Source organism: Brooklawnia sp. (genome assembly GCF_032229645.1).
Classification (GTDB): Bacteria; Actinomycetota; Actinomycetes; order Propionibacteriales; family Propionibacteriaceae; genus Brooklawnia.
Genome location: NZ_JAVTWX010000053.1, coordinates 1 through 11932 on the forward strand (window position 1 = coordinate 1; position 11932 = coordinate 11932).

Sequence of the window (11932 nt, forward strand, 5' to 3'; positions counted from 1 at the left end):
GGCGGCGATGAACCCTTCCGCGAGCCGGTCGTACGCCCGGTCGACGAGGTTCGCTGCCTGACGCAGTTCTTCCGCAGCAGCGAGTGCGTTTCGCGCTCCTGCCTCGTGGTCGCCGGCGTCGTTGAACGCGTGCGCGGCCTTGCGCTCGTGAGCATCGGCGATCTGGTCGAGCGCCTGCCGCAGTGACCGCATCCCCGAGGATAGGTCACCGATCACTCCATACATCTGGGCGGGCTGATCGAAGCCCCGGCTCGCGTGGGCCAAGCCCCGCAAGGCCTCGGACGCCTCGGCGGCGTCGGCAGTCGAATCGAAGAACGTGGGCATGGCGACCTCCTGGCCTCTCGTGTGAGAAGCAGGTGCGCACCGTCGGCCGGAAGATGGTGCTCCCGTCGGTCAAGCCGGTGTGCCGCACGAGGGCGGGCAGGGATCGCCGACGGTGTGCTGGTGCTGTTCAGTGCCGCGTCGCCGATTCTGGAGTCGGACCCCGTTGTAGCACGGTTGCCCATCTCGCGTGTCGGTCCGCTATCGGAGCTGATGGCCGCCTATGTCCATCGGAACACCCTCACCGCGAAGACGCTGGTCAGCAGTGCCCAGCCGGTCATCACGATGAATGGGGTGAGGGATGCGGTGCCCGTGTACCAGGCATCCGTGAGTGCCTGTGTCATCGCTCCCATGGGCGTGTATGCGGAGAAGGTGCGGATCGCATCTGGCATCAGCGGGCCGGGTGTCCACACCCCGGCGGTGAACATTGCGGCCATGAACACGAGCAAGCCGAGCCCGTAGGCGGCTTGCGCGCTGGGAGCTATCGCTGCGATGACCGAGCCGAGTGACATCATTGCGATTGTGCCGACGACGACGGTTATCACTGCAACGACCGGGTTGCGTGGCGTGGTGGTGCCGATGGCGAGCCAGGCGACGATGAGTGTCAGCGCAACGGCGGAGGCGAGGGACAGGCCGCTGACCGCCCATTGTGCGAGCAGTACTCGGTGTGCGCCGACGGGGGTGACGCCGAGGCGACGCAGGATGCCCGTCTCTCGGTACGAGCCGACCGAGGAGGGGTAGTTGGTGATGGCGATGCTGGTCATTGCCACGCTGATCGCCACCGGTACGAAGAAGTCGATGGGTCGAAGCGCAGCGAATGCCGGGTCGGAGCCACCGATCGGGTTCCTGGTTCCGGGGATGACGTAGGCCTGGAGCAAGAGCAGCAGGGCTGGCAGCAGCGCCATGAAGATGCTGGTCGGGTTGCGGAGGAATAGCAGTGTCTCGACCCGGGTGAGGGCCATCGTGGGTCGCATGTCACACCGTCCCTGTGTCGGCGTTTTCGTGGTCGAGCAGCCGCAGATAGGCGTCTTCGAGTCGGTGGGCGGTCGCCTGGTCGGTGCTGGTCGATTCCATCAACTCCCGGGGGGTTCCGATGAACCGCGACCGCCCCTTGTCGATGACCGTGATCCGGTCGCAGAGCCGCTCGGCTTCGTCGAGGAAGTGGGTGACGAGAACGATCGTGATCCCCTGGGCCCTGATCTGTTCGATCAGGTGCCATGCATCCCGGCGCCCTTGCGGGTCGAGGCCCGTGGTGAGTTCGTCGAACACGGCGATCTGGGGCCGTCCGACGAGTGCGAGTGCGATGGAAAGTCGCTGCTTCTGACCACCGGAGAGCTTCCCGAATGGTCGACGTCGCTCGCTGGTCATGCCAACCAAGTCGAGCAATGCTCCGACATCGGCGGGCGAGTCGTAGAACGCCTGGAAGAGCTCCATCGCTTCGCCGACCCGTAACGCGGGTGGCAAGGCGGTCGACTGGAGCTGATACCCGACGCGTTCGCGCACGAACTGGCGCTGACGGGCGGGGTCAGCGCCCAATACGCACACCTGACCACCGTCAGGGGCGATCATGCCGGCGATGCACTCCACGGTCGTGGTCTTTCCGGCACCGTTCGGGCCGAGAATCCCGAAGATCTCGTTCTCGTTCACGTCAAAGGTGAGGTCGTCGATCGCAACCACCTCGCCAAAGGTTTTGCGAAGCGATTCAACGCTGATGACTGGCATGGTGTGATCACCTCGATTCGGCACCCCAAGACGAGTGTCATCCCAGGGTTGACATCAGTGAACCACGCTCTCTCGCGATTGTCAACCCTGGGGTGACGCGAGGGTGTTCAAAGGTCGATGCCGGCGGGGAGGCAGCGGACCCGCGCGGGGATCAGTCGCAGGAGCAGCCAGAGCGTGGTGGCACCCGCGAGGATTGCGAAGCCGATCAAGGTCTCGGGCATGTCGACGGTGATCCGGCGGGCGAGGGTGACGGAACCGAGGGTAACGACGATGAGGGTCGACGTTGTGGCGAGGGTGCCGACTGGTGTGGGTGCGGGCGCAAAGCGGTGGTCGCGGGGTGCGGATCGATCCCAGAGCAGCGCCGCAACCGCGATCAAGATCAGCCCGAGCAGCAGGCCGAGCGCGATGGAAGCGACTCGCGTCGGCACCGGGCGAACTCCCACGCTGGACACGAAACTCGTCACCGTCCCGGCAAGAAAAGCGACCTCAACGCTGCGTACCAGCAACGCGAGACCGATCGGTTCGTCTCGGCCGAGGTCCTGGCGCCGACGCGGGATGTATGCCCAAGCATCCGTTCTGAACCTTCGTTCGACGTAGGCGACAAGCGTCAACCCGATGATCGGCCCTACGACAGGCGTCAGCGCATTGTTGCTCACCGTCCACAGCAACAGCATCGCGGAAAGGAGGACCGTGGGAGACACGAAGAACCGGAGAAGCATCGCAACCAGGTAATAGCCTCGCGCCTGCTCGATATCGAGCGGGTGTAACGGTGCGTCGGATGCGGGGAGACCCATTCCCTCGGACTGACTGGTCATGGCCGGTTCGCTCTTGCGTCTCTCAGCCGCGCGCCGCCGCGGGCGATCTCATACACCTTTTGTCGAGACACGCCGAGTTCGGCCGCTACCGACACGGCGCTGAAGTCTTCGAGCAGTGAGTCCACCGCAACCGAGCGGACGGCAGAAGCACGAGCAACCAGGTGGGAAGAATACGCAGCGACCTCCCCGGCCAACAGCGCCACCGCAAGCAAACCGCCGAACGGCACCATCCAGTCCGAACGGCCAGATGTGGCCGCCCGATGCAGCGCAGCCCCACCGTCTCGCAGCGTGTCGGCCACGAGCTCCACGGGAACTCCCGCCTCCACGAACCTGGCACTCACGGCATCGATCGTTGCGGCGTCGCTCCGGTGCGCCAGAACGCCACCCCAGTCGGATACTCCGCTGCCAAGCAAATCGTTGTAGGTGGTCACGCCAGACCTCATCTCGTCCACAACCCTTGTCACCCCCGAGTTTACGCTCCGCCAGGAAAGCGTGGAACGGGCAGACGCTGCGGCACGTCAGGCGGCGCGGCTGGCATTACGCGAACGATGCGGCCCACTCCGCGACCCGGCGGGAACTCTCCTCCTCGGACAGGTCTTCGATGCGGGTCATGACCGACCAGCGCACACCGAACGGGTCCCGGATGCTGGCGTAGCGGTCGCCCGAGACGAAGGTCGACGGTTCTTCGCGAACGATCGCGCCGGCCGCAACCGCGCGCGCGACGACGGCATCGACGTCGGGAACGTAGAGCCCGAGCGAGTAGCAGGCTTTGTCGTCTTCCGGTGGTGGCACAAGGTGGTACTCGGGGCTGGGGACCCCCACTTGCAGTTGGCCGAGTTCGAAGTCGAGGTCGGCGTGAACCACCTGACCATTCATCTCGGTGATGTCGATGACACGGGCGCCGAACACGTCGCGATAGAACTCGATCGCGCCAGCGGCATCTGTCAGCGCGAGGAAGGGAGTCAGCGAGGTCATGCTGTTGGGCCTACCCTGGGTGGTGAATGTGCCGGTGACGCCCCGGCTCGGCGTTTCTTTCTGAGTCATGCAGCCACCGTAGGATCGTCACAGTGCCGGCCGCTTGGAGATGCGCGCCACATCGTCCGCTCACCTACGCTGGAGCTATGTTCGATCCCTCGCGCGGGGTGCTGTTTCCCTCGCGACTGCCTGCCTTCCACCGCCTCGCGCCTCCACGCGCTGCGGAAGATCTGGTGCAGTGGTTCTGGATACCGGAGTGGAACCTCGAACCCGGTGTCGTGTCACCTCAGACGGTCGTCAGCTATCCCGCACTGAACCTCGTCGTCGAGCCGTACGGGGTAACGCTCACCGGCGCGACGACGCGGGTGGGTGAACGGAAGCTGCAAGGTAGTGGCTGGGCCGTGGGTGCGCTGCTACGCCCCGCAGCCGTAGGGGTGCTGTCAACCAATCCGACTGCGCTCGTCGATACCGAGCAAACCCTGAATGCGCCCGCTCTGTACGAGAAGGTTGTCACGGCGATGGGAACGGCAAGCAACCGACGTGAGAGAGCAGTCGAAGTCTTCGCGCAATGGCTCATCGACCGTGCAGGTGAGGTCTCAGCGGTTGCTCGGCACGCGAACATGATGCCGGAAGTGCTCATCGGCGAGGGCGGCGCAAACACCCCCGCCGAGGCTGCCACCCGGCTCGCGGTGTCGCTGCGCACACTGCAACGCATGACGCACCGATACATCGGCCTGCCACCCGCCGCCATCATCCGCCGCAGGCGGCTACAGGAGGCCGCTCAGCTGGTGCGCGAACACCCCGACTCCTCCCTCGCGACGATCGCCGCCGAACTCGGCTACACCGACCACGCCCACCTCACCGGCGACTTCCGCGGTGTGCTTGGCTTCACCCCCAGCGGCTACCGGGCTGAGTCATCGTGAGGTTCGCGGGGGATCATCGTTCGACGCTCAGGTCGGTGCTGGAATCCGTGCCGGCCGGGTCCTGGACGCAGAACTCGTTGCCCTCAGGGTCTCGCATCTTCGTGTAGCGCGCGTGGACTTGCACGATCTCAGCCCCGAGAGTGACCAGGCGGGTGACTTCGGCCCTCGGACCACCGACAATGTCGAAGTGGAGCTTGCCTTGATGGTCCATCGACCGCTCCGGCTCTTGAAAGTAGATGCACAGCGCCGGGCCGACGAGAGCAACCGATGGGTCGGTCTCGGGGGTGCGGCCGATGCTGGCGAGACGCGCGATCTCTTCGTCGTCATACGGGGCGACCCAGAAGTCGTCGAGCACCTCCTCCCAGAACCTCGCGAGGGCAACCGGATGCCACGCGTCAACGACGACTTCCTTCAAGTGAGCCATGAGCACCTCCTAACACTGAATGCGATTGTCGCCGAGCAGACACCCGGCAGGGATCCGCATCACCCTGCCCCGCGAGGCTCGCTTGCGATCGAGCGGATGCCTCCGCCGAGGGCGAACACGGTCGAGCGGGTGATGAACTCCTTGAACCTTGCCGCCGCCGTTCCGGTGAGTACCACCGGAAGTGAAGTGTCGTCTGCGCGGGTGAACTGTGTGACGGCGTCGTGGCGACCGATACTGATATTGGTCCAGAAATACCGGGAGGGCGGCGCGGTGACGCTTGTGCCTCGCAAGTCAGTCGCGATGACCCGCGCCACCATCGCACCCATCGGTAGGGCCGTTTGGCACGACATCCGGCCTGCAACGCCTCTCCTCGATCGCGCGGCGGCGTCGCCCACCGCGAAGATATTCGGATGGCTGACCGACCTCAGTTGATCGTCGACGATTACTCTGCCGGTGTGATCGACGGCCACTCCTGCTTCGGTCGCCAAGGGTGGCACTGTGAAGCCGCCGGCCCACACCGTCAGATCGGATGTGACGCGCCTCCCGGTTGCAGTGTGGATCACGCCGTCTTCTACACGCGTCACGTGTGTGTGGTCGTAGACCTTCACGCCGACCCCCTCCATCCCGGCTCCGAGGTGTGCGCGTGCGCGAGGCGACAGCCAGTGCCCAAGCGAACCCGTGGTGAGCAGGCGCACGTCGAGGTGAGATCGGGACTCGGCGAGTTCGGCCGCGAGCTCAATGCCGGTCAAACCGCCACCCACGACGTTGACGATCGCCCCCTGAGGCAACTGATCGAGGGCGGCTCGCAACCGGTCCGCAGCATCGGGACGCGCGACAGTGTGGGCAATGCCGTCCATGCCGGGAATGGGTGAAGGCGATGGGCCGCTGCCCACCGCGACAACCAGTACATCGAAGTCGAGACGGAAGGGGGCTGTATCCAGGTGCAGGTGTTGCCGGTCGGCGTCGACGGCCGTGACCGTACCAACGAGAACTCGAACGCGACCATCGACCAGTTGAGTCAGCGCCAGCCGTCGGCGGTCTTGTCCTGCGGCAGCCTGGTGAAGTCGCACTCGCTCCACGAACTCTGCTCGTTGGTTCACCAGTGTCACGGTCGTCGCCTTGTGGGTGCGCCGCGCAAGACCGCGTGCGGCGGCCAATCCCGCGTAGCCGGCGCCGACGATGACGATTCGAGTCGTCATCGCGGATGCTCGGCGGAGCGGCCCCCGAGCCGCACGCCCCAGTCTCTGGCGCGCTCGAGCTCTCCGTCAGCGAGCGGACCCGTCGTTCCGCGGACCGTGAAGTCTTTGCGACCGTCGATCGTGGCACCCAGCCTGCGAAGGTGCTTCTCGATCACTTTGCTCGCCGACCCGGAGAAGATCCCGCCGGTGACGGTGGAGAACCCGGCCACGCGTTGCCCGGCCAGGGTTGGAAGCGTATCGAGCCATTCCGCGATTCCGGTGCTGTTCGGATGCCCGCCCTTGGTCCGTGCCTGCTGACGGGTGGCCGCTTTCGGGAGACCCATGCTGTGCGTGGGCGAACCGACCAGCAGGAGATCGAAACCCTGGGGCGAGAACGGGTCGTCCGCCTGGACTGTATGAACCTCGGCGCCATCGGAGCGAAGTCCGTCCGCGATGGCGTGTGCGATCTGCTCGGTGTTGCCAAAGCAGGTCTCGATGACGATCAGGGCTTTCATCGGTGCTCCTCCTTGCTATCGGGATGCGAGGCAAACAGTGGACGGGTCGCTGACCTTCGCCAGGCGACCTCGGCGAGCACCCAGCAGGCGGCCAGGATCAGGAGAAGTGGGATCGGCCGACCCAGACTCGGGGCTACCAGCGCGGCGATCACGACGACCAGCGCTGCAATGCGCCAGTTTCTGCGGCGCATCCACAGTGCAAGCGTCACGAGAACCGCAGCCCCGGCCCCGAGCGCGGCGTGCCAAAAGGTCTTGTCCGTGTCGCCGTCGAAGAGTTCTTGGTGATCGGCGCTCTTGACCAGCGCAGTCGAGACGCCCAGCACGACTTGGAGGTAGACGAAGAGCGCGAAGATACCGAGGGCGAGGCCCCCTCGCCTCATGGCGCTCCGATGAACCGCCTCCACGATCAGCACGCCGGACGCGACGCATCCCGCGATGAGAACGAGCCACGAGCTCGCCGTATGAACGTGTCGGAGCACGGCAGCCACAGTGTCCAAGGGATCCTCTTCTCGCCAAGCATCGGTACTTGGTATTTGCAGTACCAAACTGCTGGTAGAGTAACTCGCATGACCGACAAGATGCAAGTGCAGCGGCGGCGGCGTCCGCGACTGTCGGACGCCGAGACCGAGGAGCGAATGCTCGATGCGGGCTTGAGCTTCGTCGCCGAACAGGGGCTCTCGCTCAGCCTCGAACACTTGCAGATGGAGGAGTTGATCCAGGCCGCAGGCGTCTCACGCACGTCCTCCTACCGACGCTGGCACACCAAGAGCCACTTCGCTGCCGACCTCCTCATCAGGATCGCCCAAGCCACCGACCTTTCCGGCGACGTGCCCGGCCTCGCCGAGGCTCTCGAATCGCTTCCCAATGACCTCCTCGCCAACCTCGATACCGATCCGGGACGACGCGATGCGACCGTGGAAGTCGTGCGCGTCGTGATGGACACCGACTTCCGGGCGATGCTGGAATCAGCCGACTGGAGGGCCTATATCGCCCTGCGTGCCGCCTACATCGGCGTCCTCGACGGGGAGCTCCGGGCGCGCGTCGCCGACGCTCTGACCGCCACCGAGCGCCGCTTCACCGGACGTCGCTCTCAGGCGTTCCGCGCCCTGACCGAACTCCTCGGATATCGGCTGCGCGAACCCACCGGCACGGCGTGGGAGCAGCTCTCGCTGACCCTCAACGCCGTGGCCACGGGCATGCTCATCCACGCATACTCCGACCCCACCGCCGTCACCGAAACCACTGAGCGCGCCGCTTTCGGGTCGACCCGCAAGGCAGCCTGGAGCCCCGCAACACATGCAGAGGCTGGGATCGTCTTCGCCGCCATAGAACCCGATCCTGACATCGAGTGGAGTGCGGAGCGCATCGCCGCGCTCCGTGCCCGACTGACGCACGCCGCGGCCACCATCGAGGGCATCCGCTCCACACTCCCCACGTAACGCTCGATGCGCACGAGCATGATCGCGTAGTCGCGAATCTAGGCTTGACAATGATTTCTGTCAAGCCTAGATTCGGCGGTATGGAAGATGTTCGCGTACTGACAGACCCCACGGTCGTGGAAGTAGCCCTGGACCCGATCAGGGCTTCGATCCTTGATGCCTTGGCGGAGCCCGGATCGGCGACGACAGTGGCCACAGCGGTCGGGCTGACCCGCCAGAAAGTGAACTACCACCTGAAGGCGCTGGAAGCACACGGGCTGGTGGAACCAGCAGAGACGCGCAGTTGGGGTGGCATCACCGAGCGCCTCATGCGTCGTGTGGCTCGTCGTCTGGTGGTATCGCCCGGGGTGCTGCAGCACGCGGTGATCGACCCGGACGGGGTCGCGGATCGCCTCTCGGCCGCGTATCTGATCGCCGTCAACGCGCGGACGGTCTCCGAAGTCGGGCAGATCACGAGCGCAGCGGCGCCGGGGACGCGCCTGCCGACACTCACCATTGACGCCACAGTTGGGTTTGCCTCCGCGGAGGACCGCGCCGCATTCGCACGCGAGCTGCAAGCGGCCGTTGCGGCGCTGGCCGCCAAGTACCACCACGACGACGGCAGGCCGCATCGCCTGACCATCTCGTCCTACCCCCAACCGAAGGACGCATCATGACCGAACCAGAACACGTGGGACGCGTTGAACATCGAGCGGAGCACAGCTATGAACTGCCCGCCACCCCCGAGCAGGTATGGGAGGCGATCGCAACAGCCGACGGAATCTCCTCGTGGATGGTGCCGACAACACTCGATCCACAGGTCGGAGGCGAGGTCGCGTTCGATCTGGGGGATTTCACCACCAGCGGGGTGGTCACTGACTACACGCCCAACGTCCGATTCGCCTACGAGGAGCCGTGGCCCATCGCAGAGCGACCCGAAGACATCCCGCCGCGGATGGTCGAGTGGTTCGCGAGCCTCGGCGTGTCACTGCCGGAGGTGTATGAGGATCTGGCCAATACGACCCCGATCGCGACGGAGTTCCTCATCGAAGCGGCATCTGGGGGCAGCTGCGTCGTGCGCATCGTGACCAGCGCTTATGGCAGCGGCGCGGACTGGGAGAACGAGTTCTTCGCCGAGATGGCCGCCAGCACGACCCCGATCTGGGATCGCCTCGCCGCCCACTTCGCTGAGGCCGTGGCACGATGACCATCGCACCACCCGGTCGCCAGGTCGTCAGTATCAAGCGGCTTGCCCTGCCTGGTCTCCTCGCCGGGCTCATCGCGGCAGTGTGCACTGTCGCTGTCGCGGCCATCGCTCGCGCCCTTGGAATTGGCCTCGAAGTCCAAAGCGAGCCCATACCGCTTCCGGCGTTCGCCTTGTGGTGTCTTGTCGGTTCAGGGATCGGCATCGTGCTCGCTTGGCTTCTCCGCAATCGGAGACGGTTCATCATCGTGGCCGCCATCGGCACCGTGCTGTCGCTGATCCCGCCCATCGCCTTTCCCGATGACATCGCTACCAAGGCTGTCCTCGTCGCAACCCACCTCATCGCAGCAGCGATTGTCATCCCGATCCTCGGACGACGGTTCACCCCATCCGCCGCATCGCCACTGACCCAGGAAGAACACGCATGAGCATGCCGATAACGATCACCATCACGCCCGTCCACGTCGGAGACCTGCATGCAGAGGGTGAGGAGATGCCGATCTACGTGCACGTCATCGACCACCCGCAAGCCAGAGTGCTGGTCGACACCGGACTGACCGAACTCCATCCTGCCGTTGCCGATCTCGACCCGCACATCCGCCCACTGAACGAGCAACCCGAGGTTGATCTGGACAGCATCGACATCGTGGTCAACACGCACCTGCACTTCGACCACTGCGGTGGGAATCACCTGTTCCCGGGTAAGCCGATCTATGTTCAGCGCCAAGAGCTCGACGATGCCCGCAGCGAGACCGACTACACGATTCCCGAATGGGTCGATCCGCCAGGGGTGAACTATGTTCCCGTCGACGGTGAGCTCGAACTGTTGCCGGGGGTGCGGCTGCTGCCAGCGCCGGGCCACACCCGTGGCACGCAGGTCGTCGTGGTCGAGCGGGGGCAGCATCCTGTCGTCATCGCTGGCGACGCCGTGGTGTGGCACGGTGAGCTGGACGATCCAACCACCGAAGGGCAGTTGCGCATCCGTGCTCTCGAACCCGAGGCGGTCTGGATGACACACGCACACGAGCCATGGCGACCAGAGGACTCCGAGATCTAGGGTCAGCCCGATCGGGACTGTCCGTTAAACGGTGTGTGGGGTCCGGCGGTTTTCATTGGTGGGTGGTTCTCTCGAACCGTCCGGCGAAGGTGATCGCGAACGCGTTCAGTGCGGGCTTCCACCTCATCACCCAGCGTGCCCTCCCGCCACCGGTCGGGTCAAGCGATCGCGTCACCAGGTAGAGACACTTCAGTGCCGCCTGTTCGTTCGGGAAGTGCCCGCGAGCTCGGACCGCCCGCCGATACCGGGCGTTGATCGACTCGATCGCATTCGTCGTGCAGATCACCCGACGGATCTCGACGTCGTAGTCGAGGAACGGCACGAACTCCGCCCAGGAGTTGCGCCAGAGCTGGATGATCGCCGGGTAACGCTGTCCCCACTCGGCTGCGAACTCCTCGAACCGGTCCTTCGCCGCCTGCTCGGACGGGGCCGTATAGACCGGCTTGAGCGCCTTCACGATGCCGTCCCGATGCTGCCGGCCCGCGTAACGGAAACTGTTGCGGATCAGATGCACGATGCACTGCTGCACCACCGTCTGCTCCCAGGTGGTGTTGATCGCCTCCGGCAGACCCTTCAAGCCGTCGCAGACCGCGATGAGGACATCCTCGACGCCGCGGTTCTTCAACTCGGTGAACACCTGCAACCAGAACCTCGCGCCCTCACCACCGTCACCAGCCCAGATCCCGAGGATCTCGCGTTCCCCGGCGGTGGTGACGCCCATCACGACATAGAACGGGGTGTTCCGGACCTGCCCGTCACGGACCTTCACCACGATCGCGTCGACGAAGATCACCGGATACAGCGCATCCAACGGGCGCGATGCCCAATCGGCGAGCTCGCCGGTGACTTTCTCGGTGATCCGGCTGATGGTGTCCTTAGAGACCTTCGCCCCATAGACCTCGTCGAAGTGCGCGGCAATCTCCCCGGTCGTGAGTCCTCGCGCGGTCAGCGACAACACGATCTGGTCGACCCCGTCCAACCGGCGTTTGCGCTTCGGGACGATGACGGGCTCGAAGGATCCGTCACGATCCCGAGGGACCTCGATCTCGACCGGGCCAATCTCCGTCAGCACCGTCTTGACGCGAGTCCCATTGCGCATGTTCGCCGCGATCGGGGTCCCACCATGTTCGTGACCGAGATGCTCGGTCAACTCCGCTTCCAGTGCGGTCTCGAGCACTCGAGCACGTTCTTCGTGAGCTGGCTGAGCAGGCCACCGGGCCCCGTCAAGCTCATGCCCTGTTCCTTCGCTTGCGCGAGCAAGCGTTCTGCGAGTTCTTTCTGATCGATGATCTCCCCGGTCACGGGATCAATCATCGCCTCGTCAACCTCCCTCTTTCATGACTGTGTCCGGTGTCGTGTCGGGTGTGTGTGATCGAGTGC

At 65.0% G+C, this 11932-nt stretch carries 15 protein-coding genes and 2 pseudogenes; 6 read left to right on the top strand and 11 right to left on the bottom strand.

Going from position 1 to position 11932, the window contains the following annotated elements:
* From AAFP05_RS03680 to AAFP05_RS03705, 6 genes and pseudogenes are all read right to left on the bottom strand, one after another.
* Positions 1-324 (bottom strand): annotated as a pseudogene (locus tag AAFP05_RS03680) (hypothetical protein); the annotation flags it as partial.
* A gap of 218 nt (positions 325-542) precedes the next feature.
* A complete protein-coding gene (locus AAFP05_RS03685; protein ID WP_341728507.1) occupies positions 543-1295 on the bottom strand; it encodes an ABC transporter permease in 753 nt (250 codons plus the stop codon).
* Position 1296: 1 nt separating this feature from the next.
* Positions 1297-2043 (bottom strand): ABC transporter ATP-binding protein, encoded by a 747-nt coding sequence (locus tag AAFP05_RS03690; RefSeq protein ID WP_341728508.1) that lies wholly within the window; start codon positions 2041-2043, stop codon positions 1297-1299.
* 107 nt (positions 2044-2150) lie between these two features.
* Complete coding sequence (locus AAFP05_RS03695; RefSeq protein ID WP_341728509.1) at positions 2151-2858, bottom strand: hypothetical protein; 708 nt, start codon at positions 2856-2858, stop codon at positions 2151-2153.
* A complete protein-coding gene (locus AAFP05_RS03700; RefSeq protein WP_341728510.1) occupies positions 2855-3289 on the bottom strand; it encodes a hypothetical protein in 435 nt (144 codons plus the stop codon). Before AAFP05_RS03700 ends, AAFP05_RS03695 begins: the two co-directional genes overlap by 4 nt.
* 106 nt (positions 3290-3395) lie before the next feature.
* Positions 3396-3902, bottom strand: a complete 507-nt coding sequence (locus AAFP05_RS03705; RefSeq protein WP_341728511.1) for a VOC family protein — start codon at positions 3900-3902, stop codon at positions 3396-3398.
* Positions 3903-3979: 77 nt separating this feature from the next.
* On the opposite strand from AAFP05_RS03705, the gene AAFP05_RS03710 reads away from it, so the two are divergent.
* A complete protein-coding gene (locus AAFP05_RS03710) occupies positions 3980-4756 on the top strand; it encodes a helix-turn-helix domain-containing protein (protein ID WP_341728512.1) in 777 nt (258 codons plus the stop codon).
* A 13-nt stretch (positions 4757-4769) separates the two neighbouring features.
* On the opposite strand, the gene AAFP05_RS03715 is transcribed toward AAFP05_RS03710, so the two are convergent.
* The 4 genes from AAFP05_RS03715 to AAFP05_RS03730 are packed head-to-tail and all read right to left on the bottom strand — an operon-like array spanning position 4770 to position 7253.
* Complete coding sequence (locus AAFP05_RS03715) at positions 4770-5180, bottom strand: VOC family protein (protein ID WP_341728513.1); 411 nt, start codon at positions 5178-5180, stop codon at positions 4770-4772.
* A 59-nt stretch (positions 5181-5239) separates the two neighbouring features.
* Complete coding sequence (locus AAFP05_RS03720) at positions 5240-6379, bottom strand: FAD-dependent oxidoreductase (protein WP_341728514.1); 1140 nt, start codon at positions 6377-6379, stop codon at positions 5240-5242.
* On the bottom strand, positions 6376-6873 hold the full coding sequence (locus tag AAFP05_RS03725) for a flavodoxin domain-containing protein (protein ID WP_341728515.1): 498 nt from the start codon (positions 6871-6873) through the stop codon (positions 6376-6378). Before AAFP05_RS03725 ends, AAFP05_RS03720 begins: the two co-directional genes overlap by 4 nt.
* Entirely contained in the window at positions 6870-7253 is a 384-nt protein-coding gene (locus AAFP05_RS03730) for a hypothetical protein (protein ID WP_341728516.1), read from the bottom strand. The genes AAFP05_RS03725 and AAFP05_RS03730 overlap by 4 nt, the downstream gene beginning before the upstream one ends.
* 186 nt (positions 7254-7439) lie before the next feature.
* Between AAFP05_RS03730 and AAFP05_RS03735 the strand changes: the two genes are divergently transcribed.
* The 5 genes from AAFP05_RS03735 (at position 7440) to AAFP05_RS03755 (ending at position 10552) form a co-directional block, all read left to right on the top strand.
* Positions 7440-8312: a hypothetical protein gene (locus AAFP05_RS03735; protein WP_341728517.1), complete on the top strand. Its 873-nt coding sequence runs from the start codon at positions 7440-7442 to the stop codon at positions 8310-8312.
* 80 nt (positions 8313-8392) lie between these two features.
* The gene (locus AAFP05_RS03740) at positions 8393-8968 is read left to right on the top strand and encodes a helix-turn-helix domain-containing protein (RefSeq protein WP_341728518.1); all 576 of its coding nucleotides are present in this window, start codon (positions 8393-8395) and stop codon (positions 8966-8968) included.
* On the top strand, positions 8965-9498 hold the full coding sequence (locus AAFP05_RS03745) for an SRPBCC domain-containing protein (RefSeq protein ID WP_341728519.1): 534 nt from the start codon (positions 8965-8967) through the stop codon (positions 9496-9498). The genes AAFP05_RS03740 and AAFP05_RS03745 overlap by 4 nt, the downstream gene beginning before the upstream one ends.
* On the top strand, positions 9495-9923 hold the full coding sequence (locus AAFP05_RS03750; protein WP_341728520.1) for a DUF6069 family protein: 429 nt from the start codon (positions 9495-9497) through the stop codon (positions 9921-9923). Before AAFP05_RS03745 ends, AAFP05_RS03750 begins: the two co-directional genes overlap by 4 nt.
* Positions 9920-10552, top strand: coding sequence for an MBL fold metallo-hydrolase (locus tag AAFP05_RS03755; protein WP_341728521.1), 633 nt, complete (start codon positions 9920-9922; stop codon positions 10550-10552). Before AAFP05_RS03750 ends, AAFP05_RS03755 begins: the two co-directional genes overlap by 4 nt.
* A 52-nt stretch (positions 10553-10604) precedes the next feature.
* On the opposite strand, the pseudogene AAFP05_RS03760 reads toward AAFP05_RS03755, so the two are convergent.
* Positions 10605-11866, bottom strand: a pseudogene (locus AAFP05_RS03760) (IS256 family transposase).
* Positions 11867-11932: the final 66 nt, after the last annotated feature.